Source organism: Bradyrhizobium sp. 170 (assembly GCF_023101085.1).
Classification (GTDB): Bacteria; Pseudomonadota; Alphaproteobacteria; order Rhizobiales; family Xanthobacteraceae; genus Bradyrhizobium.
In genome coordinates this window covers 4,579,775-4,603,022 of sequence record NZ_CP064703.1, presented here as the reverse complement: position 1 = coordinate 4,603,022, position 23,248 = coordinate 4,579,775, and the positions used below count along the sequence as shown (strand labels likewise).

Sequence of the window (23,248 nt, the reverse complement as noted above, 5' to 3'; positions counted from 1 at the left end):
CGGATCAGGATTGCTTGAGCCAGACCAACACCCGTACAGCCGCTGGGCTGGCTTGGTTTGCTAGGATATCCGGCTAAATATCTGATCTAATTGTAGATATAGATATTCCATAATATACCTTATGCGAATTCCAGATATGTGGGTCAACAGCCCAGCATTCGTTAATCTGCATTGGAGCTCGTTGATTTCGTCGCTGGTAGAAACCCACTTCCCGCCCACAATACAGATGTCCAAGCGGCGCCAGGAGATTGATTGGTTCAAGCCGCGGCATCGGGAGGTTCATCATGCAAGAACACATTACCGAATCGCGCGGCATTCCGTTTAACACGGCCAAGCTCGACTTGCTGATGGAAGCGGCCGGGCTCGACATCCTGGTCGCGACCTCCAAACACAATGTCCAATATCTGCTCGGCGCCGAGCGCGCGATCTTCTTCGATTACATGGATGCGCTCGGGATTAGCCGCTACCTGCCAGTCGTGATTTATCCGAAAGGCGCTCCAGATAAGGCGGTCTATGTCGGGCATCGGCTGGAGACCCATCAGCGGGCCGTCGCGCCGCTGTGGGTTCCGCAGGTCCGTACCGAAGGAAACGGATCGGTGGACGCCATTTCACAGGCGGTCGGCCTGATCAAGGGCGCGGGCGTGCCGATGAAGCGGGTCGGCGTCGAGATGCCATTCCTGCCGATGGACGCCGGCAGGGCCCTTTCGGATGCCCTGCCCGGTAGCGAGATCAAGGATGTGCTGCTGGTGCTCGAACGCTTGCGCGCCGTGAAATCTCCGGCCGAATTGGCCAGGCTGAAGAAGGCGTCGGAATTGGTGATCGACTCCATGATCGAGGTCATCGCGAACCACGGCCCAGGCACCACCAAGCAGCAGCTTTCCGATGCGCTGAAGATCGCGGAGGTGAACCGCGGATTGATGTTCGAGTATTGCCTGCTGGCTTGCGGCTCCAGCCACAACCGGGCGCCTTCGGCACAGCGCTGGGAGAACGGCGACGTGCTGTCGCTGGATTCCGGCGGTAACTATCACGGCTATATCGGCGATCTCGCGCGGATGGCGGTGCTGGGCGAACCGGACAGCGAGCTCATGGACCTGCTGGCCGAAATCGAAACCATCCAGCGGGCGGCGTTCGCCGCCGTTCGGCCGGGTGCCATGGGCGGTGAAATTTATGTCGCGGCTGAGAGGGAGCTCGCGCGGTCCAGCCAGCGCGACTGTACCGACTTTCTCGCGCACGGCATGGGGCTGGTCAGCCATGAGGCCCCTCGCCTGACGGCCACAGGTCCCATTCCCTACGACGATCCGGACGCGCGCCGGCCATTGGAGCCCGGCATGGTGGTGTCGATCGAAACAACGATGAAGCATCCACGCCGCGGCTTCATCAAGCTGGAGGACACGGTTGCGGTGACGGCAACAGGCCACGAGATCTTTGGCGAAGGCGGCCGCGGCTGGAACATCGGCGGCAGCGCACAGTCCGCCATTTTGTCGTGACACCGCTCGCGGGAGCGAACGCGCGTGCTCGTTGCGATGGCGAAATTAGCCGTCCGTCCCCGTCAGCCCCAATTGCATCTCGGCTGGCGTCGGCGCCGGGAGGATGGCGCGGCGGTCGGACAGGACGACGCGGTTACGTCCCTGCCCCTTGGCCTGATAAAGGGCTGTGTCGGCGGCGGCAACCAGCGCATCGCCTCTCGCGACATGGAGCGGCATGGCCGCAACGCCGATCGACGCGGTGATTTGGTTCAGCGGCGGGCCATTGGGGATTGCGACTTCCATGGCACGTACCGCTTCCAGAACCGCAAGCGCACGCGCCTGCGCCACGTCCACGCTGGCGCCCGGCAGCAGCATCAGAAATTCCTCGCCGCCGAAACGGCCGACGATGTCGGTCTTGCGGATGGTTTTCAGCAGCACCTGGCCAAGTTCACGCAAGACGGCGTCACCCGCCTCGTGGCCATAGGTGTCGTTGATCCGCTTGAAGTGATCGACGTCGAGAATGGCCACCGCCACCGGCTCACCGCTGCGGGCAGCACGGCCGGTCTCGCGTGTCAGCGCGTCCTCGAGGAAGCGTCGGTTGTAAAGCCCCGTAAGCTGATCGCGGATCGCCTGGCTGCGCAATTGCTCGCGCAGGTCCAGATTGGCGAGCGCAAGCGACACCTGCTCGGCCAGCATGGTGGCGAGTTGATCGGGGCCCTCGGCAAAAGCCGGTCCGTAGGCTTCGCGATAGAGCAATCCCATGAGATGGTTTTGCGCAACCAGCGGCTGACAGACATACAAGCTGCCGAATCCGCTGTCATGGGTCTCCCGGCAAGCGGCGTGACCGCACACGAGGCCCTGGCTGGCGGGCGAAATCGGGAACGTGGTCCCCCGTCGCAATGCCCAGCAATCTTCCAGCGGGAACGACGTCACAGCCGATGTCAGTTCGCCCCAATGCGGGCCGCGCGTCACGGCGTCGCGCGTTTCGTTCATCAGATAGAGCGCCCCCGCCTCCTCCGGGAACAGAAAACCGGCGTAGGTCTGGACCGCTGCGAAGATTTCATTCGGCGCCTGACATGATTGCAGGACGCCACTCAGTTCGGTCAACAATACGATCTCCTTGCCGCGGATTTCCGCAGCCTGGAGCGACGAGGTCAGCTTGGCATTCGACTCCTGCAGCTCACGTGCATGCTCGCGGCGCTCGGCGTCCATCAGCATCGCGTCGGTCTTGTCCCGGACCACCCAGAGGATCTCGCCGGCGCCGTTGCGGCTGCCGGCCGCCAATGGCTTGCCATAGACGTCGATCAGGAGGGGCGATCCGTCCTTTCGGCGCAAGTGCAATTCGGCCTCGGTCGCCATGGCGCTGTCGCGGATCGTCGTCAGCGCTGCACCGAACGCTGCGCTGTCGGCTTCCGTCGCCAGCAAGGAGTCGACCGTACTGCCGGCCAATTCGTCCGATGAAGCGCCACAGAGTTCAGCCATCCGCCGGTTGCCGCGAAGGATGCGGCGTCCTTCGGTGAACAGGATTCCGGCGAGCGGATTGTCGACCAGCGCGCGCTGCTCGGCGTCGAGCGCGTTGAGATTGCCCGACAACTGGCGTGAACGGAGGCCAATGACGGCGAGCAGTGTGATCAGCAGGCTGATAATGACGCCGCTCGCCAGCATCAGATTGGGCACCAGACGATCGACTTCATAGATCGAACCCGGACGCGCGCTGAACACCACGCGCCAGACCCGCTCGCCCACGACGAGCGACCGGTCGGCGGCAATGCCGGCGGATTCGGCGACCTGCGAGACGAGGTTCAGATTGGGTTCAAGGCTGTTGTACATCAGCGTTGCGGCGCCTGACGGATCTTCCGGCTCGCCGCTCAACGTGCCTTCGGTCTGCTTGGCGTAGCCGCGATCGACGATCTGCACCTGCATTTGCTGCAGCGTGCGCGGATCGAGAACCCCGCGCATCAGATCGTTCATGCGGTAGACCGAGGCCACAAAGCCGCGCAACGCGGCGATGCGCTGCGAGGTGGTTTGAGCCGGCTCACCAATCCGGTAGATCGGGGCGCGAAGGATGAAGCCAAGGCCGCCTGACGTATCCTGCACCAGCTTGACCGGCGGGGTCGCGACGATCCGGCCGGTTTCGGCCGCGCGACGCAACGAATCGAGTTGGGCTGGATTGGCGCCCGCATCGAAACCGAGCGCATCCTCGTTGCCTCGCATCGGTTCGACAAATTCGACCAAATTGTAGGAGGCACGCTTGCCGGGCGGGCGCACCGTGAACTCGGGTTGTGCGCTAGCATCGGCGCTGTTGTCGGCGCGCATTTCGGCGACGAAGGCATCGAGCCCTTCAGGCTCGACCTTGCGCAGCGATTGCAGCGCCTGGAAGCCAGGGTAGCGTCGCGCTAGATCGAGCACGTCGATATAGCGGCGGAACTGGGCGCGATCGACCCGGCCGATCGAAGCGTGCAGCCCCTGCATGCTGACCAGCACTTCGGCATGGGTGCGCAGGCGATCGCCGACGGCGGTGGCTATGTCGGCGGCATCGGCGCTGAAGCGACGTTGCATGTCGGCTGCGATCATCCGCTCCGACAGCAGGCGCGCCGCAAATGTCACTGCCAGACCGGAAATCAGGATCACGCTTGCGGCGACAATCGTCCGCCCTTTTGCTGACGCCAGCACTCCGCGCAATACCGTCATTTCGCAAAATCCTTAACCATGCAGCGCCATGCCGGGCGCGAAAATTAGCCTCCAAATATCCGATGAGAATTGAGATTCAGTTGCAGCAACTTGGTTAGCTTTGCGTTGGCGCAGTTCAAACTATTCGCACTATCGCCCCCTGAACCGCGGCTTGCGGCGCTCCAGAAACGCCGCGACGCCTTCCTTGTGGTCCTCGCTCATGCTTGCCAGCGCGAACTGGTCGACGTCCATATGGCCAGCGAGATCGTCGAGCGCATGCGCCAGGCGATTAACCGTCAGCTTGGTCATGGCGACCGACAGCGGCGGCTGGGCGGCGACCTTGGCGGCAAGCGCCATCGCGGCGTCGAACGCCTTGCCGGGTTCAGCCACCTCCTCCACCAGCCGCCATTCGTAAGCTTCAGTGGCCGAGATGCGCTGGTCGGCCAGGATCACGGCCTGCTTGGTGCGGGCCGGTCCCATCAGGTGCAGCATCCGCGGCACGCTCTGCCAGCTCATGTTCATGCCAAGGCCGATCTCGGGCACGCGCATATGGGCGTCTTTCGCCATCACGCGGAAATCCAGCGCGACCGCCAAGGCCACGCCGCCGCCGACGCAAAAGCCTTCGATCGCGCCGATCGTGATCTGCTCCATCTCCTGCCAGGCCCGCGTCAGCCGCGGTCCGAGTTTCAGGTGCCGGCGCAGCGCACCGAGATCCATGGACTTGCGGGACCGGCCTTCCGGATCCTTCAGGTCGAAACCCGCGGTGAACGATTTGGCGCCGCCGGTCAGCACCACGACCGAGGTTTCGCCGTCATCCTCAAAACTGCGAGCGGCGTCCGTGAGCTGGCGCAGCGCCTCCGGCGACATCGCGTTGATGCCGTCGCCGCGGTCGAAACGCACGACCGCGATGCGGCCATCCGGTCCCAGACCTTTTTCGATCTTCACAAATTCGGCCACTGCGTCGCCTCCCTATTCGTCATTTTCCTGCACTCTAGCTCAGAAATAAATTTGGCGGACCAGTATCCTTCGCCGGTTCCCATTCGTCCTGTTCGAGAAAACCGCCTCCGCATTTGCGTGGAGCGGATCGAACATGGAGCATTTTACGCATGGGACCGTCATATCGCTGGGTGATCGTCGGCGCGGGCGCGCTGATGACGTGCGTCGGCATCGGCGCAATGTTCTCGCTCGCCGTGTATCTGGAGCCGATGTCCGCGGAAACGGGCTGGTCACGCGCCGGAATCTCGGGCGCGATGACCATCGACTTTCTTACGATGGGAATAGCCGGCTTCGCGTGGGGAGCTGTCAACGACCGGTTTGGTACGCGTCCCGTCGTCTTGAGCGGCGCCCTGCTCCTCGGCCTGGGCCTGTTTCTCGCCAGCCGCGCGACCTCACTGATCGAATTCCAGCTCACCTATGGCATTCTGGTCGGCCTTGCCGCGGGCGCCTTCTTCGCGCCGATGATCGCCGCCGCGACGCTGTGGTTCGATAACAACCGCAGCCTTGCCGTGTCGCTGGTTTCCGCAGGGATGGGCGTCGCGCCAATGACCATCTCGCCATTCGCGCGTTGGCTGATCTCGACCTACGATTGGCGCACCGCGATGATGACGGTAGGCCTGATGGCGTGGGCGTTGCTGATACCGGCGGCGCTGTTGGTGCGACGGGCTCCCGAACCGGCTCCATCGGGTTCGCCGGCGATGAACGTGCCGGGTGAATCGGGAGCCGGATGGTCCGTCGGCGGCGCACTGCGCTCGCCGCAGTTCCTGGTGCTGGCGCTGACATTCTTCGCCTGCTGCGCCGCGCATTCAGGACCGATCTTCCACATGGTCAGCTACGCGATGCTCTGCGGCATCCCGGCGATGACCGCGGTCAGCATTTATAGCGTCGAAGGCCTGTCCGGGCTGGGAGGCCGCCTCCTCCTCGGCATCCTCGCCGATCGGCTCGGCGCAAAGCGGGTTCTGATCGGTGGGCTGCTGGTGCAGGCCTTGGCGATCGGGACCTATCTCTACGTGAGCAAACTGGGCGAGTTCTATGCACTCGCGATCGTCTTCGGAACGGCCTATGGCGGCGTGATGCCACTCTACGCCGTGCTCGCGCGCGAGTATTTCGGTCCACGGATCATGGGGACGGTGTTCGGAGCCGCGACCATGGTGTCGAGCCTCGGCATGGCGCTAGGTCCCTGGGCCGGCGGCATGATCTTCGATACCTTCCACGACTATCGCTGGCTCTACATCGGCGCGCTCAGCGTTGGCCTCGGCGCGATGGCGATTGCGCTCGCCTTCCCGCCGCTGCCGTCGCGATCGCGCGAGCGTCTGCAACCCGCTTGAAGGTCGGCTCACAAATGGCCGGTCCGCTCGCGGGCCGGCTTGCCGTCCGGCACGGGAAAACGGATCGTGGTGCCGAGCGTGATCCAGTTGGCGCTCTCGCCCGAGATGTTGCGGCCATAGATCAGGTCGACCGAGAAAATCTCGTTCGGCCGGTAACGCACACCGGTCTGAAACCGCGGCTGGATCACGCTTGGCGTGTCCGATTGACCCGCCTGCCCAAAGGCTTCGATGGTCCACTGCAAGGTTTCCGTGAACTTCCAGTCGAACCCGATGCCATACGCCAGATAATGGCGATCGACGCTGCGGTCCCACAGCCAGCCGCCGTTGACGTTGATGCGCATAGTCTCGTTCAGCCGGAAGGTTGCCGGAACGACGGCAAACGCCGTGAGGTTCTCTCCCGTCAGCGCATCGAATGAGCCGCCGGCATAGATCGAGAAGCCGAGTTTTCCGACGCCGGTCGGCATGATGTTCGTCTTGGCCTTGGGTTGGATCGTCGTGCCCCATTCGCCATCGCTGCGCGCGCGGCTGGTGAACATGCTCAACTCAACGGGCTGGAACGGATTGACCACGCAGGATGGATTGGCGACCGCCGCAAAATCGGTGTTGGAGGCCGACGACAGCCAGCTCTCGACCTTGCATGAGCCGGCCTCGCCAATGTCGGCGGCATCGACCGCATAGGCGCCGTTGGCCGCCCGCGCCTCTCCGGCCGGAAGCCCGCCTAAAATGGCCGCCGTGACCGCCATTGCCGTGCGCCCTGCCCTGATCCCCATCGGCAAATGCTAGCAGAGTCTCTGCCTCGACATAGCCCGGATTTTGCGCCTATCCTGACGCCATGAGCGACCATGATCACGATCACCACCACCACCACCACGACCATTCCGAGTTGTCGGAGACCGAACTGCGCGTGCGCGCGCTGGAATCGATCCTGACCGAGAAAGGCTATGTCGATCCAGCGTCCCTCGATCTCCTGATCGATCTCTATGAGAAGAAAATCGGACCGCGCAACGGCATTCGCGTCGTCGCGAAGGCCTGGAGCGATCCGGACTATCACGCCCGGCTGATCAAGGACGCGACGTCAGCGATTGCCGAACTCGACTATTCCGGCCGCCAGGGCGAGCACATGGTCGTGGTCGAGAACACGCCCGAGCAGCACAACATGGTCGTATGCACGCTGTGCTCCTGCTATCCGCACCCGGTGCTGGGGCTGCCCCCGGTCTGGTACAAATCCGCGCCCTATCGCTCGCGCGCCGTCTCCGATCCGCGCGGCGTGCTGAAGGACTTCGGCGTGACGCTGCCGGACACCACCAAAATCCGGGTCTGGGATTCCACGGCCGAAATCCGCTACCTCGTGCTGCCGATGCGCCCTGAGGGCACCGAGGGCTGGAGCGCCGAGCAGCTCGCCGAACTTGTCACCCGCGACAGCATGATCGGCACGGGCCTGCCCAAACAGCCGGGCGAGACCGCCTGATGGACGGCGCGCATGACATGGGCGGCGCCAAGGGCTTTGGCCCTGTTGTGCCCGAGCCGAACGAGCCGGTGTTTCACGGTGACTGGGAGCGCCGCGCCTTTGCGCTGACGGTCGCCATGGCGCGTCCGGGCGGCTGGAACATCGACATGTCGCGGTTTGCGCGCGAGAACCGACCGCCCGAGGATTATCTCAGCAAGAGTTATTTCCAGATCTGGCTGGCCGGGCTGGAAACCCTGATGATCGAGCGCGGGCTGGTGACGCGCGAGGAGATCCAAGCCGGCAAGGTGCTGTCGCCGCCAAAGCCCGGCGTCACGCCGATCGCTCCAACTGAGGTCACGCCGGCGATCCGGCGCGGCGGCCCGACCGAACGCGAGGCGAAGGCCCTCGCGATGTTTGCGGTCGGCGAGACTGTGCGGATGAAGGACATTCACCCGGCGACGCATACGCGGCTGCCGCAATATGTCCGCGGCCATCTTGGCACCATCGAGCTCAATCACGGCTGTCACGTCTTCCCCGACACCAACTCGCTCGGCAAGGGCGAGGATCCGCAATGGCTCTACACCGTGCGTTTCGACGGGCCGGAATTGTGGGGCAAGGATGCCGACCCCACGCTCAGCGTCTCCGTCGACGCCTGGGAATCCTATCTGGAGCGCGTGTGATGAATCTGACCCCGCAACAGGCAATGCGGGCGGCCGTCGCCGTCCCCGGCGTGCCCCGTGACGAGGACGGCCCGGTATTTCGCGAGCCATGGGAGGCGCGCGCCTTCGCCATGGCGCTGGCGCTGCACGAGGCCGGCGTCTTCACCTGGAAGGAATGGGCGGAGACGCTGGGTGCGCAAATCAAGCGCGCACAGGCCGAAGGCGATCCCGACACCGGCGAGACCTATTACCGGCACTGGCTCGCCACGCTGGAAACCCTCGTCGCCGCCAAGGGCGTCACGACATCGGATGCCCTGCATCGCTACCGCGACGCCTGGGACCACGCCGCCGACCGCACGCCGCACGGTGCGCCGATCGATCTGACGCCTGGGGATTTCGGCTAGGCTCCCACCGTCATTGCCTGGTCGCTACGCTCCCTAGCGCAAACGCTTCGCGTTTGTCGCAGGCAATGACGGAGTGCCCGCATATTCCCGCCAGCCCTTCGCGCGCAATGCGCAGGCCGGGCACTCCCCGCAGCCATAGCCCCAATCGTGCTGCGCGCCGCGCTCGCCGAGGTAACAGGTATGGGAGTGCTCACGGATCAGGTCGACCAGCCCTGCCCCGCCGAGCTCATGCGCAAGCTTCCAGGTCGAGGCCTTGTCGAGCCACATCAGCGGCGTATGCAGCTCAAAGTTCTTGGCCATGCCGAGATTGAGCGCGGACTGCAGCGCCTTGATGGTCTCGTCGCGGCAATCGGGATAGCCGGAATAGTCGGTCTCGCACATGCCGCCGATGATGTGGCGAATGCCACGCCGGTACGCCAGCGCCGCGGCGAAGGTGAGAAACACCAGGTTTCGGCCGGGCACGAAGGTGTTGGGCAGGCCATCCTCGCCGATGGCAATGGCGACATCGCGCGTCAGCGCGGTGTCGGAAATTTCGGCCAGCGTCGGAATTTCCAGCGTATGGCTTTCGCCGAGCTTTGCCGCCCAATCGGGCCGCAGCGATTTGATGCCCGACAGCAGCCGGTCGCGGCATTCAAGCTCGATCGCGTGGCGCTGGCCGTAGCTGAAGCCGAGCATTTCGACGCGGGCAAAGCGCCGCAAGGCCCAAGCCAGGCAGGTGGTGGAATCCTGCCCGCCGGAAAACAGCACCAGCGCGGTTTCTGACGATGATTGGTTGGTCATGCCACCCCCTTAGCACCCATCGATATCCGGGCCAATCGGGAGCAAAGCGATGCAATTCCGGCGCCGGTCCGCCGGTGCGACAAGGCCCGGAGGCGATGATGAATCGGATCCCTTTGAGTTTCCGAGCGGCGGACTTCCTTCAGCAGTTCGTGACCGGCGGCCGGTTCCACACTCCAGTCCGCAATACACTTTGTTAACCATGACGCAGTCTAATACCGCCCAAGGTAGGCTTTGCGGAGCGGCAGGCAACTCGGAATTGCGCGTCTTGAAGTCGTGAACGGCTGCCGCACCGGGTCATTGCCGGCCGGGCCGCCGACGGATCACCTTAAAACACGGGAAGCGCCATTTCCTGATGAGCGGACGTATTATGAGCGGACGTATTAGAACGCGACTGCTCGTTCTCGTCACGGCAGCCGCGCTGCCGCTGCTTATCCTTGCGGCGATTTTTCTCTGGGACCGGTTCAACGAGGATTACGTCAACAACCGGACGGCGGCCATTCGGGCAGCGAGCACGGCGGCGGCGCGCGTCGATGATCACATCAACGACGTGAATACCTTGTTGCTCGTTATCGGCAAAATGATTTCCACCAATCCGGCGGATGCCGAAAAGAACGACGTGGTCCTTTCCAAGGTAAAAGCCGACCTGCCGTCCTACCTGAACAACATTCTGCTGTTCGACCTGGCGGGCAACAACATCGGAACGTCGCAGTGGCCTGTGGAGGATCGAAGCAAGCTCTCCGGAAGCGGGCGAAGCTACTTCAAACCGGCGCGCGAAGGAAAGCTCACGATAAGCGAGCCTCTCGTAAGCCGGTTGAACTCCGAGTGGGTTTCCGTTGTGGCGCGTCCGGTTCTTGACGACGCCGGCGCGATACGTGCCGTCATCGTCACGGGCATGAGACTGGGGCGCATCGCCGAAATCGTGGATGCGACAAGGTTGCCGAGCGGAAGCGTCGTCAGAATTCTAAACGAGAACGGCATCGTTATTGGAAGCACCGATCGTCCTGAATCGATCGGAGCTAACCTGAGTAACGATGCGACCGTGCGCGATCACCTCGGCCGTGGGCAGGCGGGCGACGAGGCGATTTGGTACGATGGCAAGTCGCGCGCCACGGCAACCGTCACGGCACGAATCGTTCCCTGGGTTGTGACGGTCGGCCTGCCCGGCGTGCAGCAGTCCGTCGCCTTCCAACACACGCAGTGGGCATTTATCCTGACCTTGCTGGCGGTCATGTCGGTATATCTGCTGGCCTGGCTTCTTTCATCGGGAATCGTCCGCCCGATACGGCAACTGCAGCACGACGCCGCGACCTTCGGTTCCGGAAAGACCGAGCACCGTTCGGCTGTCAAGGCCAGGGGCGAATTGGGCGATCTGGTGAATAGCTTCAACAGCATGGCGGCTTCGCTGCAGCAGCAATCGGTTGACCTGAAGCGGGCAAACACGCGTCTCGACGCTGCCATGGCCAATATGTCGCAAGGCCTCTGCATGTTCGATGCGGACAAAAGGCTGGTGATCTCAAACGATCGCTTCCGGCAAATGTACAATTTGACGAAGAAGCAGGTCGAGCCCGGCACGCCGCTGGCCCAACTTCTGCAAGCTCACGTCAAGAACGGTGAGAAGAGCGAACTGTCGGTCGAAGAGCATACCCAGAGAATGCCGACGTTGCCGACCGAGACGTTTACGCTGGCCGACGGTCGCGTGATTTTCATCCGGCGGACGATAACGCCGACTGGCGGCTGGGTTGCGACGCATGAAGACATCACCGAGCAAAAGCGCGTTGAGGCGATGTTGGTCGAAAAGGCCCGCGAAGCGGAGCAGGCAACGCTCGCCAAATCTGAATTTCTGAGCGCCATGAGTCATGAGATCCGAACGCCGCTCAACGGCGTGATCGGCATGACGGGGCTGCTGCTGGATACCAACCTCGATTCGCGGCAGCGCAGCTACGCGGAGATGGTAAGGCAATCGGGAGAAGCCCTGCTCGGCGTGATCAACGACGTTCTGGATTTTTCCAAGATTGAGGCCGGCAAGGTAGAGCTCGAAATCATCGACTTCGATCTGTACGACGTTGTCGAAGGCGTCACCGGGGTGGTGGCCGTAGCTGCCGCCGCCAAGGGGTTGGAACTGGCGAGCCTGATCGATCACGATCTTCCGGGGGCATTTCGCGGCGATCCATTCCGTTTGCGCCAGGTTCTCACAAACCTCGCTGCCAATGCGGTCAAGTTCACGGAGCACGGCGAGGTGGTGCTGCGCGCGCGGCTGCAGACGAAGAGTGACGATGGCGCAACCATCCGCTTTGAGGTCCGCGACACGGGAATCGGCGTCTCGCCGGAACAGCAATCTCACCTCTTCGACGCATTTACTCAGGCCGACCTTTCGACAACGCGCAAATACGGAGGGACCGGACTCGGCCTGGCCATCTGCACGCGGCTTGTGCAATTGATGGGCGGGGAGATCGGCGTGGAAAGCGAGCTTGGAAAAGGCAGCACTTTCTGGTTTGCCGTGCCGCTCGCCAGCGCATCTCTGCCAACCGAGCGGCAGCACGTTGACCTTCGCGGCTTGCGCGTGCTTGCCGTCGATGACAACGCGGTCAACCGAGCGATCCTGCATGAGCATATTGTCGGCTGGCATATGCGCAACGGCAGCGCGGAATCCGGCGCCCGCGCCCTGGAAATGTTACGCGCCGCCAGCGCCCGCGGCGAGCCGTACGATGTAGCGATCGTCGATATGCAGATGCCGGGCATGGATGGATCGGCACTTTCGCGGGCCATCAAGGCCGATCCGGCCATCGCCGGCACCCGGCTGGTCCTCCTGACATCGATCAGCCAGGACGACTCCGCGTCGAACCATGGGGGACTGTTCGATGCATGTCTCACCAAGCCGGCGCGGCAATCCGCCCTGTATAATTCCCTGTTAGAGGTCATGGCGGGGCCGCTTCTTGCCGGCAAGGAACTTTTGCAGGTCGAAATCCCGGACGTCACCTCCGAACACGGGCCTGAAGCGCGACGAGACGCACGTATCCTGGTCGTGGAAGACAGTATCGTGAACCAGCAAGTAGCGATCGGCATGCTCGCGGCGCTCGGCTATCGTGCCGATGTCGTGGCGAACGGCCTCGAAGCTATTGAAGCTGTCGGCCGGATTCCCTACGCGGCGATCCTGATGGATTGCCAGATGCCGGAGATGGATGGCTACGAGGCGACCCGGGCGATACGGCTGCGCGAAGGATCCGGTCGGCATACGCCGATCATCGCGTTGACAGCCGACGTCATGAAGGACGCGCGCGCCAAGAGCCTGTCCGCGGGGATGGACGACTACATCACCAAGCCGCTGAAACGTGCCGAACTCGCCGCCGCGCTCGAGCGATCGCTGCCAAGACTTGTCATGGTCGAATCACCGTCTCTCGCGGCGCAGCTGCAATCCGATGACGTGGTCGATCGCACCGCGCTGGACGGACTGCGCGCGCTGCAGAGCGCCGGGGCGCCCGGTCTGCTCGAAAAGCTGCTGGACAGTTTCCTTGAGGACACCCCGCATCAATTGGCTGATCTGCGGCACGCAGCACAGGTAGGCGATGCGGTGCGTCTGACCAGGCTGGCCCACAAGCTGAAGGGAAGCGTTTCCAATTTCGGCGCCAGCCGCATGGTCCGGGTCTGCACCGAACTGGAAACGCTCGGAAAAAATGGCGATGTGGGTATCGCACCGCAACTGCTCGCCGATCTCGATCGACAATTCGATCTGGCCCGCACTGTGCTGCGGTCTGAAATTGCGAAGGTATGAGTTATGCGCATTCTCGTTGCTGAAGATGACAAGACGTCACGGCTGATCATCGAGGCTGCCGTAACCTCGCTGGGCCATGAATGCATCGTGGCGACGAGCGGCGAGGAAGCATGGCGTCTGTTTGAGACGATCGATGTGGAGGTCATCATCAGCGACCGGATGATGCCGGGAATGGACGGTCTCGAACTGTGTCGCCGGGTCCGGGCGAGTAACAAGGACACCTACACCTATTTCATCTTTCTGACGATCCTCGACGAAAGGCCGGACGTCGTCAGCGGCATGGAAGCCGGTGCGGACGATTACCTCGTCAAACCCCTCGATGCCGTGGAGCTGAAGCTGCGCATGCTTGTCGCCTCGCGGGTGACCGCTCTCCACCGGCGACTATTCCGCCAGTCCGAAGAACTCGCGCAGCTCAATCGCCAGCTTTTCGACCAGTCGCGGACGGATTCGCTGACCAGGCTGGGCAACCGCCTCAAGCTGAGCGAGGATCTCGACACGATTGGCGCGCAGGCAGACCGTTATGACCGCAGCTACTGCGCCATCATGTGCGACGTCGACTACTTCAAGGCTTACAACGATGACGAGGGCCATCCTGCCGGCGACAAGGTGCTCCAGCTCGTGGCGCGCGCATTGGTGAGCGCGAGCCGGGTCGGCGACCAGATCTATCGCTACGGTGGCGAGGAATTCCTGATTCTGCTGCCCGAACAGGATCTCACGGCAGGAGTTGCCGCGGCCGACCGCTTTCGTCAGGCGGTCGAAGTAATGGCGATCCCGCACGATGGAAATCCCAGAAACGGGGTCGTGACCATCAGCGCCGGCGTGGCGCCTTTCCAGGGGGCCGAACCGAAGTCGATCCAGGCCTGGCTGAATGAGGCCGACGCCGCGCTTTATCGCGCTAAACAAAAAGGGCGCAACTGCGTGGCGCACGAGCCGCAATCTCCGCTTCCGGGGCCGTCGCTGGTGCCATCCCTCGAAAAAGTCGAAAGCGGGTCTGACTAGTTCGACACTGTTCGGTTGGGGCTACCTGAGCCGTTCCGGAATTTTCCCATCGTTACCGCGCTAAATCGCATGGAACCCATGCAGCGGCGGATCCGGTCGGCTGCTGTCCCGTCGGTGGAAATAGCTGATCGTGCCATTCCTTTCACTGGGATCAGCCCGCCGCTTGCGGCATAAAGCTCTCGTCCTCCCCGGTAACGGAATTCCCATGACCCCTTCCCGCGATATTTCACGGCTGCTCGAAATCATGGCGGCGCTGCGCACGCCTGTCACCGGTTGCCCGTGGGACCTCGAACAGAACTTTGCGACGATTGCGCCCTACACCATCGAGGAGGCCTATGAGGTAGCCGACGCAATTACACGCGGCGATTTCGATGACCTCCGCGAGGAACTGGGCGATCTCCTGTTGCAGGTCGTCTATCACGCACGCATGGCGGAAGAGCAAAACGCCTTTGCTTTCGGCGACGTGGTCGAAGCGATCACAAGGAAGATGATACGCCGTCATCCGCATGTGTTCGTCGACAAGGACGGCAATATCGCCCCCGCCGGCGTCAAGAGCGCCTGGGAACGCATCAAGGCCGAAGAAAAGGCCGAGCGTGCGGCGCGGCGAGCGCCGGAAGAGACGACGCACAAATCCCTGCTCGCAACCGTCAAGGCCGGCCAGCCCGCCTTGACGCGCGCGATGGAATTACAGCGCAAGGCCTCCACCGTCGGCTTCGACTGGAACGATCCCCGCGCGGTGCTGCACAAGATCCGTGAGGAGGCCGACGAGATCGAAGCTGCGCTCGACGACGGCAAACCTGAAGAGCTCGCGGCCGAAACCGGCGATCTCCTGTTCGCGCTGGTCAACCTGGCCCGCCACGTCGGCGCTGATCCCGAAACCGCGCTGCGTAGCACCAACGCCAAGTTCGAGCGCCGCTTCGCCTATATCGAGCAGGCGCTCGCGGCAAAGGGCCATTCGCTCGAGGGCGCGTCGCTCGAAGAGATGGACGCCCTGTGGGACGAGGCCAAGGGCGCGGAGCAGCCGACCGCGCCGGCCACCGCGAAAGCCAACGGCCACCGGTGATCGGCCGATGCGGCACAATTCCGAGCCGCGGACGGCTACAGCCGCATGTGCTCTTCAATGCGCGCCGCAGACCCGGCATCGATCGCGCCGGCATCGACGACTTCGCCTCGCTTGAACACCGCGAAACGATCCGCGAGATCGAGCACGAACGGGATATGCTGTTCCACCACGAGCATAGCGGTCCCCTGCTCGCGCCGCGTCAGGTCCAGCACCTCGGCAACCCGGTCAACGATGGTTGGCTGCAAGCCCTCGGTCACTTCGTCGAGCAGGAAAATGCGGGGTTGGGCGATCAAACCTCGTGCGACGACGAGCATCTTCTGCTCACCTCCGGAAAGCGTTCCGGCGCGCTGACGAAGTCTTGAAGTCAGAATGGGAAACCAGGTGGCGACTTTCGCAAGACACTGATCGAAACCGGCATCGCTCATGAGCCCGAGCCGGAGGTTCTCGCGAACCGTAAGATCCTGGAACAGGGATTGTTCCTGGGGCGCGTAAGCGAGCGCCAGCCTGCGCTTCAGATGCGAAGACAATCGCGTGACATCCCTGCCGTCGAGCATCACCGCGCCGCTCCTCGCCGGGAGAAATCCCAAAATGGTCTTGAGCAGCGAGGTCTTGCCCATGCCGTTCTTGCCAACGACGGCAACGATCTCTCCCGGCGCGACCTGAAGAGACGCACCGCGTACGACCATCGAGCTACCGTAGCCGCTCGACACATTTGCAACCTCCAAAATGGCGTTCAACGGTTGACCTCCCCAGCCGCTTTGGAACGATGCCCGCTGTAGATTTCCTGCACCAGCGGGGAATCGACGACTTCCTCGACCGTACCATCCAGCGCGATCCGGCCTTGATGGAGGACGATGATGCGCGACGAAATCTCGCGCACGAAATCGAGGTCGTGTTCAACGATCAGAACGCACAACCGGTCGACGCTTGCGAGGGCGGTCAGGAGTTCTGCAAACCGGTGGCGCTCGGCGCGCGTGAGTCCGGCCGTGGGCTCGTCGAGCAGCACGACCTCCGGTTCGAGCGCCAGCACCATCGCCAGCTCCAGCGCCTGCTTCAATCCGTGGCTCAGGAAGCGGGCCTCCTCATGCAGCCGCTCGGCAAGACCGGAGGTTTCCAGCACGGCACGTGCAGCGGTCGGCAGCGCCAGCGTATTCGACGCGAAGAGAAAGGAAGGACGCTCGTGCCTTGTGCGCGCGACCCGGAGGCAATCCGCCACGCTCAAGGTCTCGAACACCGAAGCTGCCTGGAATTTGCGGCCAAGTCCGAGGGCGACGATGCGATGCGGGGGCAGACGGTTGATCGACCGCCCCATGATCTTGACCGATCCGTCCGAGCGCTCGCCGCCGTCGGCAAGACACCGGATCAACGTCGTCTTGCCCGCTCCGTTGGGACCAACGAGGCTGACTAGTTCACCCCGACGCGCGGAGAACGACACATCGGAAAGAACCGACAGACTACCGAAGCTCCTGGACAGCCCGGCGACTTCAACGACCACGTCCTCCGCCGAAGAGATCGGAGTCGTTCGACCCGCCGTTTCAAGCCTGATTGCAGAAGGTTCCGACAATTTCGCCCGAGCGGTGGAGCCCAGCACGTCACGCAAACCGCCGAAGAGACCCCGCGGCAGTACAACGATAACGACGATGAACGAAACCCCGATAATGAGCTCCCAGACAAACGGCAGGCTGCCGGAGAGATAAGCGCTCGCGGTTTCGATAAGGAGCGCCCCTGCTATGGCGCCAACCAGCGTCCCTCGTCCGCCGAGAGCGACCATGATGACGAGCTGCGTTCCAAACGTGAAGCTCGCATTTTCCGGCGCGGCAATGCCTCCGAAGCCGGCATAGCCTGATCCCGCCAGCGCGGCGACAATGGCGCACAGAACGAGAAGCGCGATCCGAATACGCGCCGTGTCCAGACCGAGATATGCGCAACGCATCTCGTTGTCCCTGATAGCGCCCAGCAGACGGCCGGCGTCGCTGGAAATTCCGATCTTCGCTATCAACGTCGCCGTCAGCGCGAACAGCCCGGCAATTCGAAACCAGGCCTCGGTGGACAGCTCGAAGCTCTCGAAGCCGACCAGTCCGCTGGAGGACCCGGTAAACTCGCCTCCGGAGTACAGGAGCTGCACCATGACGATCGGCAGCACGAGGGAGATCACCGATGCGTAGAGCGGTGTGGACCCGGAATAGAAAGATAACCAGCCGACAAAGGCGGCAAGTGCCGCAGCACCGCCAATGGTGATCGCAACAGCCGTCAATACCTGCGCCGGTCCGAAGCCAAGGCGCATGAAGACGATCGCCAGAACATAGGCGCCGAGCCCGAAGAAGGCGGATTGGCCAAATGTGAGATAGCCGCTATGCCCCCAGAGAGCATCGACCGTCAGGGCCACCGTCGCGACGAAGAACGCACGGATCAGAATATTGACGGTGTAGGCGTCGAGGATCCAGGGGCCTGCAACGACCAGCGCGATGGCAAAGAGCCACGGCAACGCAAGCAACCCTGCGGCCTGTGACGCACTTCTTCGTTGGCTGGCGCCGGCCGGCAAGGTGGAAGTCAGATCAGGCACCGGCGAATCCTTCCGGCCGGAGCCGTAACGCCACCGCGGCGAGCACCGCAATGGTCAAGCCTCCGAGGATCGGGCTGACGAAGGTGCTCACCAGCACCTGCAGCCCGCCGAGCGCGAAACACGCGAGCGCCAGCGTCAACATCGAACCGCCGGAAACCATGACCAGCATGAATGCGCCGATCAGCCATGGCAGCCCCATGTTGGGATCGACGCTGGTGAGCGGAGTGACCGCGGCCCCCGCGACGGCCGCCAACCCGCTGCCGATTCCGAAGGTCAAAAGGCGCACCCGGCCGCTGTCGATGCCGAGCCCCTGTGCCAGCGTTTCGTTCATGATGACGGCGCGCGTGTTGAGACCGAGCCTGGTGCCGGTAAGAAGCGCAGTAAACAGAGCGCCGATCAGGATGGCGACCGGGATGAGAAGGAGGCGATACCCGGAATAATTTTCACCGAACACGGCCGTCGTGCCGGAGATAGGCGCCGGGACGAATTGCACCCCTCGCCCGAAAATGAGCGTTACGACCTGCCCTACGACAATGGCCAGCCCCCAGGTCGCAAGGATCGCATCGAGGGGGCGATGATATAGCCGCCTCACGATCACGTATTCCGCGGCGGCGCCAAGAACCCCACCGAGAACGAAGGCAAGAAACGGAGCCATGATTGCTGGTAACGCAAGATTGGACGTGATCAGCGCGGCATAGGCGCCGACGGTCATGAACGCTCCATGGGCAAAATTGATGATCTTCATCACGCCGAACACGATCAACAGACCGCTGGCGACGATAAACAGGATCGCTGCGGTGGTGAGGATATCCAGCGTCAGTGCGATCATGAAGTTCCGCTCCGGAGATTATGCCGCCTGCGGCAGCGACGTGGCCGCAGGCGGCTCTAACAAGAACTCAGGATTTCAGGTTCGGGCATTGATCGCCGGGATCAACGCTCGGAAAACTCTTGATGACCTTTACCCTGCCATCACCCTGGACCTGCCCCAGATACATGTTCAGGGGTGCGTGATGCTGCTTGGACATGACGATCGTTCCGCGCGGCCCGGTGACGCTGACCTCGGCGAGCGCCTTCAGCACGGCCGCGCTTTCTGTGCCGCCGGCATTTTCGACCGCCGCCTTGTACGCATAGACCGCTTCATACTGCGGAACCGAAAGATCATTCGGCGTTTTCGCGTCCTTGCCGAACTTCCTGGCTATGTCAGCCAGAAAGGTCTTGTTCGCAGCGGTTTCAATTCCCGTGATATAGGAGGCCGACAGGAAGATGCCCTCCGCATCCGTTCCCATTGCCTTCGCCGTTCCTTCGTCGACCGCGAGATTTCCATACGGCAGTTTGACGCCCGCGGCGCGAAGCTGCTTGGTCAACGTCACGTTTGGCGCGCCGCCTGCCGTTGAGGTGATAAGCGCATCCGGCGCGGCGCTTTTCAACTTGGATATGATCGAAGTCCAGTCGCTGCCGTCCATTGGCAGATACTCCTCGCCTACCACCTTGCCGCCGATCTTTTCGATGTACTTTCTGGTGAACGCGAGCATTCCGCGGCCAAAAGCATAGTCGGAGCCGATCAGGAAGTATGCCTTCGCGCCGCTCTCCTTGCTGAAATAATCCACGATCGGCGGCACCTGCTGTTCGGGGACCCAGGCGTTGACGAACATGAATGGACTGCAGGACTTGCCCTCGTAGAACGAGGTGTAGATGTAGGGCGTCTTGCTTCTTGCGACGATCGGCAAAGCGGCGTTGCGGGCAGCGCTTGTCTCCATGGAGATCAGTACGTCGACCTTTTTCTGCGAGATCAAGGCGTCGAAGGCCTTCTGCGCGCCGGCGGCGCCGGATGCATCGTCGGCGACTTCAAGCACGAGTTGCCGGCCGAGCACGCCGCCTTTGGCGTTGATCTCGTCGACGGCAAGCTGAGCGGATTGCACGACAGACGGCGCAACGACGCTGTTGGCGCCGGACAGGCCCACGGGAACGCCGATCTTGATGGGATCGGCGGCGAACGCGAAGCTCGGCAGTGCTGCCGTAGACACGGTCAAGAGCAGTGCTGCAGAAAGCGAGCGAATTGGATTCATGACTTCTCTTCTCCTGTTGGTGACAATTTCGGTGGATGGAGGGATCATCGATCAGTACCAACCAGACTTTGCGCTGCTTCCGAGCATCTCGTCGTAGACGTCGGTTCGACGGTCCCGCAGCACCTGGTTGAAGGCATTCCAGTTTCGCTTGCGCCGGGCCTCACTGAGATTGACCTCGGCAAGAACGATCTCTTCAGAGTCCCGGCTGGCGGGCCCGGCAACAGGCCACCCGGTGTAGCTGACGATGAGGCTCTGTCCCTCAAAGGCTTGGCCTCGCTCGATCCCGACGCGATCGGCGCAGGCGATGAACATCGAGTTGCTATGCGCCGCCCCCATCGCGAGGATGTTGGCCATGGCCTGGCGACCTTCCGCCTGTCCCGGAATCGGTACCCAATTGGTGGGCACGCAGACGATGTCGGCGCCCTGCAATGCGCAAAGCCTGAACGTCTCGGGAAACCAGCCGTCGTAGCAAATCGCTACGCCGATGCGGCCGATCGGCGTTTGGAACACGGGGAATCCGAGATCGCCGGGTTCGAAGTAGAGCGCCTCCTCGTTCCACAAATGCATCTTGCGAAACGTACCAACAAAGCCGTCCGGGCCGATCACGACCGCGCTGTTATAGAGGCTGGCCCCTGCCCGCTCGCAAATGCCGGCAACGAGATGGAGCCGATGGCGCGCCGCACGCGCGATCCATGCCGCGACCGTCGGCCCCGCGGGGATCTCTTCCGCAATCGCAAATGCTTCCTCTCGGCAAGCAAACATGTAGCCCGTATTGCAGAGCTCCGGGAGGACAACGAGATTTGCGCCCTTCTCGACGGCCTTGTCGATCAAGTGCAGGCTACGCTCCACGTTCAGGGTCACGTTGCCGAAGCTTGGCTGCATCTGAATACAAGCAACTGTAAACAGCCCGCCTTTGGCATCCATGAAAACGTCCGACGTCATCGATCGAGGCTCCTTCGAGCGCGCAAAACAAAAAACCCCCGATGGTGCCAGACAGGCTCCAATCGAGGGCTACATAGCCGATTATGAAAGCAGCCTACCGGCCGCTGCGATGTTCTCGAAGATCAAACTTCAAGACATCTGCCGAGATGATTGCCTACCTTCGACGGAGAGTCAATGTTTCCGGACGGCGAAATAATCGGCACGATTGGTCATGCAACGCGCAGTCGGGTCAGTCGCTGCCATCCATCAGACCGAGGCCGCCAAGAACTTCCTGCGCGCCGATGATCGTCGCTGCGACCTGGGCCATCGACAGCCGCTTCTGCGTCGCCTGCTGGCGGATGAGCTCATAGGCCTCCGTCTCGCCAATCTTCTTGAGGCTGACAAGAATCTTGACGGCCTTATCGACGTCGCGGCGCGCCTTCAGCGTTTCCTCGAGTTTCTGGACTTTCCCTTGGAGACGCCGCGCATAACCGTGGGCCGAGCGGGCAAGTACGAGAGATGAAAGGATACCGAACGACCGGATCGGCTTGTTCACAACGCCATGCGCGTTGCTATCGAGCAGCCGCTTCAGCACAGTTGGGTTTTCATAGTCGATGATCGCCACAAAAGTCGGGCCGTCGTCTGTTGCCGATGCCGTGAAGTCTGGTGTCTCGGCGGCTTCGACAAGATGGAAGACGGTGTCGACGTCGCGGGGAATTTCTGCCGGCGGCGGCCAGAGGCCACGGACGTTGCACCCTATCCGCTTCAACTGATCGATCAATGCATCTCCCTCGGCGTCGCGCGGATGCACCACCAGGACTCGGGCGCCCCGCAAATCCTCCATCAGGCGGCGGATACCGGGCTTCATGATGCGAGCGTCCCGTCGCTGATCCAGCGGCTGCCGAGTGGCGTGACCGCAAGGTAGGGATCCGGCTTCACCGCTGACTTCGCTTCCCACACGATGTCGAAACCACCGTCACGGCGAACCTTGCCGATCCGTGGCGTCAGCCAGGTATGATTGTTTTCGGGATCGATCCGGATCGAACCTTCCGGGGCTTCAAATGAAAGACCGAGCGCCGCGTCGACGAGACGTTGCGTATCCAGCGTCCCGGCGATTTCCAGTGCGAGGGCGAAAAGGCGAACCTGCGCATAGGCGCCGGCGCTCCACATGCTGATCGGCTTCGCTGCGCCGAAAAGGCGATGAAAATTGGCGACAAACGTTCTGTTGCTGTCGCTATCGAGCGATCCGAAATAGGTGGCGGCGGTGATGTGGCCCGTACAAAACTCGGCGCCGATTTCCCGTATCTCTCCCTCCGCAATCGTCAAGCTCGCAATCGGCATTTGCGCCGCGTCGAACCCGGCATCGTGATAGAGCCGATAGAAGTCCCGTGCCGGTCGTCCGACGACCGTCGAGAATAATACGTCCGGCTGCTGCTCCCTCACTTCATTCAAGACGGCTTGCAACTGTGACGGCGACGCCTCCATCGGCACGTAGAGTTCGCCGGCGATTTCGCCGCCATGGGCGACGATGAGATCGCGCATGATCCGATTGGATTCGCGCGGATAGACGTAGTCCGAACCGACGAGAAACACCCGCCTGCCGTAGTTCCGGACCAGATACTCCGCAAGCGGAAAACTGTTCTGGTTGGGAGAAGCGCCGGTATAGATCACGTTGGGCGAGTATTCGAATCCCTCGTAGAGCGATGGATACCAGAGCAGGCCGTTACGACGCTCGATGGCCGGCAGGATGGCCTTGCGCGCAGCCGAAGTGCTGCAGCCGAAAATGACCGAGATTCCATCCTCGGTGAGCAGCCTGTCCGCGAGCTTTCGGTAGGTTTCGGGATTCGATCCCGGATCGTAAGCGACCACTTCGATCTCACGGCCGCGGATACCGCCACTCTGGTTGATTTCCTGGATTGCCAGGGCGGTGCCAAAGAAGTGCTCGGTCTCGGTAACCTCCATCACCCCCGACCGGGAAAACAGAACCCCAACCCGCCAAGTCTCGGCGCCGGACCCGGCCCGGTTGATCATCGCAGCACCTCTCTCATTTGCGGCTCAAGCCGGACGTCACCCCCGGCTGCAAACCATTAGGCGCTGGAATGGCGTCCTGACAAGGG

General features: G+C 62.5%; 19 protein-coding genes. 8 read left to right on the top strand and 11 right to left on the bottom strand.

The features are described 5' to 3' along the window. Positions 1-284 precede the first annotated feature (284 nt). Complete coding sequence (locus IVB05_RS21390) at positions 285-1,487, top strand: Xaa-Pro peptidase family protein (protein WP_247777782.1); 1,203 nt, start codon at positions 285-287, stop codon at positions 1,485-1,487. Between the two features lie 45 nt (positions 1,488-1,532). Here the strand turns inward: IVB05_RS21390 and IVB05_RS21385 are convergent, their stop codons facing one another. Both IVB05_RS21385 and IVB05_RS21380 read right to left on the bottom strand, forming a co-directional pair. Continuing rightward, the gene (locus tag IVB05_RS21385; protein ID WP_247777780.1) at positions 1,533-4,157 is read right to left on the bottom strand and encodes a diguanylate cyclase; all 2,625 of its coding nucleotides are present in this window, start codon (positions 4,155-4,157) and stop codon (positions 1,533-1,535) included. A 129-nt stretch (positions 4,158-4,286) separates the two neighbouring features. Beyond that, the gene (locus tag IVB05_RS21380; protein ID WP_247777779.1) at positions 4,287-5,093 is read right to left on the bottom strand and encodes an enoyl-CoA hydratase/isomerase family protein; all 807 of its coding nucleotides are present in this window, start codon (positions 5,091-5,093) and stop codon (positions 4,287-4,289) included. 149 nt (positions 5,094-5,242) lie between these two features. Here IVB05_RS21380 and IVB05_RS21375 point away from each other — a divergent pair, with 149 nt between their 5' ends. Further along, positions 5,243-6,460, top strand: a complete 1,218-nt coding sequence (locus IVB05_RS21375; protein ID WP_247786554.1) for an MFS transporter — start codon at positions 5,243-5,245, stop codon at positions 6,458-6,460. Positions 6,461-6,468: 8 nt separating this feature from the next. On the opposite strand, the gene IVB05_RS21370 is transcribed toward IVB05_RS21375, so the two are convergent. Beyond that, positions 6,469-7,203 (bottom strand): hypothetical protein, encoded by a 735-nt coding sequence (locus tag IVB05_RS21370; RefSeq protein ID WP_247786553.1) that lies wholly within the window; start codon positions 7,201-7,203, stop codon positions 6,469-6,471. Between the two features lie 89 nt (positions 7,204-7,292). Here IVB05_RS21370 and nthA point away from each other — a divergent pair, with 89 nt between their 5' ends. From nthA to IVB05_RS21355, 3 genes are read left to right on the top strand one after another with little or no spacing between them, the layout of a single operon-like run. After that, positions 7,293-7,928, top strand: a complete 636-nt coding sequence (nthA, locus tag IVB05_RS21365) for a nitrile hydratase subunit alpha (RefSeq protein WP_247786552.1) — start codon at positions 7,293-7,295, stop codon at positions 7,926-7,928. Beyond that, positions 7,928-8,587 (top strand): nitrile hydratase subunit beta, encoded by a 660-nt coding sequence (nthB, locus tag IVB05_RS21360; protein ID WP_247786551.1) that lies wholly within the window; start codon positions 7,928-7,930, stop codon positions 8,585-8,587. Before nthA ends, nthB begins: the two co-directional genes overlap by 1 nt. Beyond that, the gene (locus IVB05_RS21355; protein WP_247786550.1) at positions 8,587-8,970 is read left to right on the top strand and encodes a nitrile hydratase accessory protein; all 384 of its coding nucleotides are present in this window, start codon (positions 8,587-8,589) and stop codon (positions 8,968-8,970) included. Before nthB ends, IVB05_RS21355 begins: the two co-directional genes overlap by 1 nt. A gap of 33 nt (positions 8,971-9,003) precedes the next feature. Here the strand turns inward: IVB05_RS21355 and queC are convergent, their stop codons facing one another. Next, positions 9,004-9,750, bottom strand: coding sequence for a 7-cyano-7-deazaguanine synthase QueC (gene queC, locus IVB05_RS21350; RefSeq protein WP_247786549.1), 747 nt, complete (start codon positions 9,748-9,750; stop codon positions 9,004-9,006). Positions 9,751-10,117: 367 nt separating this feature from the next. Here queC and IVB05_RS21345 point away from each other — a divergent pair, with 367 nt between their 5' ends. The 3 genes from IVB05_RS21345 (at position 10,118) to mazG (ending at position 15,581) form a co-directional block, all read left to right on the top strand. After that, complete coding sequence (locus IVB05_RS21345; protein WP_247786548.1) at positions 10,118-13,519, top strand: response regulator; 3,402 nt, start codon at positions 10,118-10,120, stop codon at positions 13,517-13,519. A gap of 3 nt (positions 13,520-13,522) precedes the next feature. Beyond that, positions 13,523-14,518 (top strand): diguanylate cyclase, encoded by a 996-nt coding sequence (locus tag IVB05_RS21340; protein ID WP_247786547.1) that lies wholly within the window; start codon positions 13,523-13,525, stop codon positions 14,516-14,518. 205 nt (positions 14,519-14,723) lie between these two features. After that, the gene (mazG, locus tag IVB05_RS21335) at positions 14,724-15,581 is read left to right on the top strand and encodes a nucleoside triphosphate pyrophosphohydrolase (protein WP_247786546.1); all 858 of its coding nucleotides are present in this window, start codon (positions 14,724-14,726) and stop codon (positions 15,579-15,581) included. 35 nt (positions 15,582-15,616) lie between these two features. Here mazG and IVB05_RS21330 read toward each other — a convergent pair whose 3' ends face one another. The 7 genes from IVB05_RS21330 to IVB05_RS21300 form a co-directional block, all read right to left on the bottom strand. Next, positions 15,617-16,318, bottom strand: coding sequence for an ABC transporter ATP-binding protein (locus IVB05_RS21330; RefSeq protein ID WP_247786545.1), 702 nt, complete (start codon positions 16,316-16,318; stop codon positions 15,617-15,619). Further along, complete coding sequence (locus tag IVB05_RS21325) at positions 16,315-18,144, bottom strand: branched-chain amino acid ABC transporter ATP-binding protein/permease (RefSeq protein ID WP_346771872.1); 1,830 nt, start codon at positions 18,142-18,144, stop codon at positions 16,315-16,317. The genes IVB05_RS21330 and IVB05_RS21325 overlap by 4 nt, the downstream gene beginning before the upstream one ends. Next, a complete protein-coding gene (locus IVB05_RS21320) occupies positions 18,137-18,973 on the bottom strand; it encodes a branched-chain amino acid ABC transporter permease (protein WP_247786544.1) in 837 nt (278 codons plus the stop codon). Before IVB05_RS21320 ends, IVB05_RS21325 begins: the two co-directional genes overlap by 8 nt. A 67-nt stretch (positions 18,974-19,040) precedes the next feature. Continuing rightward, positions 19,041-20,210 carry a substrate-binding protein gene (locus IVB05_RS21315; protein ID WP_247786543.1) on the bottom strand — a complete coding sequence of 390 codons (1,170 nt, stop codon included), beginning with the start codon at positions 20,208-20,210 and terminating at the stop codon, positions 19,041-19,043. Between the two features lie 51 nt (positions 20,211-20,261). After that, entirely contained in the window at positions 20,262-21,152 is an 891-nt protein-coding gene (locus IVB05_RS21310) for a nitrilase family protein (RefSeq protein WP_256473435.1), read from the bottom strand. Between the two features lie 229 nt (positions 21,153-21,381). Continuing rightward, positions 21,382-21,999 (bottom strand): ANTAR domain-containing protein, encoded by a 618-nt coding sequence (locus IVB05_RS21305; protein WP_247786542.1) that lies wholly within the window; start codon positions 21,997-21,999, stop codon positions 21,382-21,384. Next, complete coding sequence (locus IVB05_RS21300) at positions 21,996-23,162, bottom strand: transporter substrate-binding domain-containing protein (RefSeq protein ID WP_247786541.1); 1,167 nt, start codon at positions 23,160-23,162, stop codon at positions 21,996-21,998. Before IVB05_RS21300 ends, IVB05_RS21305 begins: the two co-directional genes overlap by 4 nt. Between the last annotated feature and the right edge of the window lie 86 nt (positions 23,163-23,248).

Excerpts from the sequence above, each read along its gene's own strand:
- IVB05_RS21390 (WP_247777782.1), top strand. The coding sequence starts at position 285 with ATGCAAGAACACATTACCGAATCGCGCGGCATTCCGTTTAACACGGCC.
- IVB05_RS21355 (WP_247786550.1), top strand. The coding sequence starts at position 8,587 with ATGAATCTGACCCCGCAACAGGCAATGCGGGCGGCCGTCGCCGTCCCC.
- IVB05_RS21300 (WP_247786541.1), bottom strand. The coding sequence starts at position 23,162 with ATGATCAACCGGGCCGGGTCCGGCGCCGAGACTTGGCGGGTTGGGGTT.
- IVB05_RS21310 (WP_256473435.1), bottom strand. The coding sequence starts at position 21,152 with ATGACGTCGGACGTTTTCATGGATGCCAAAGGCGGGCTGTTTACAGTT.
- nthA (WP_247786552.1), top strand. The coding sequence starts at position 7,293 with ATGAGCGACCATGATCACGATCACCACCACCACCACCACGACCATTCC.
- IVB05_RS21345 (WP_247786548.1), top strand. The coding sequence starts at position 10,118 with ATGAGCGGACGTATTAGAACGCGACTGCTCGTTCTCGTCACGGCAGCC.
- mazG (WP_247786546.1), top strand. The coding sequence starts at position 14,724 with ATGACCCCTTCCCGCGATATTTCACGGCTGCTCGAAATCATGGCGGCG.
- IVB05_RS21320 (WP_247786544.1), bottom strand. The coding sequence starts at position 18,973 with ATGATCGCACTGACGCTGGATATCCTCACCACCGCAGCGATCCTGTTT.
- IVB05_RS21315 (WP_247786543.1), bottom strand. The coding sequence starts at position 20,210 with ATGAATCCAATTCGCTCGCTTTCTGCAGCACTGCTCTTGACCGTGTCT.
- queC (WP_247786549.1), bottom strand. The coding sequence starts at position 9,750 with ATGACCAACCAATCATCGTCAGAAACCGCGCTGGTGCTGTTTTCCGGC.
- IVB05_RS21305 (WP_247786542.1), bottom strand. The coding sequence starts at position 21,999 with ATGAAGCCCGGTATCCGCCGCCTGATGGAGGATTTGCGGGGCGCCCGA.
- IVB05_RS21385 (WP_247777780.1), bottom strand. The coding sequence starts at position 4,157 with ATGACGGTATTGCGCGGAGTGCTGGCGTCAGCAAAAGGGCGGACGATT.
- IVB05_RS21370 (WP_247786553.1), bottom strand. The coding sequence starts at position 7,203 with ATGGCGGTCACGGCGGCCATTTTAGGCGGGCTTCCGGCCGGAGAGGCG.
- IVB05_RS21340 (WP_247786547.1), top strand. The coding sequence starts at position 13,523 with ATGCGCATTCTCGTTGCTGAAGATGACAAGACGTCACGGCTGATCATC.
- IVB05_RS21375 (WP_247786554.1), top strand. The coding sequence starts at position 5,243 with ATGGGACCGTCATATCGCTGGGTGATCGTCGGCGCGGGCGCGCTGATG.
- nthB (WP_247786551.1), top strand. The coding sequence starts at position 7,928 with ATGGACGGCGCGCATGACATGGGCGGCGCCAAGGGCTTTGGCCCTGTT.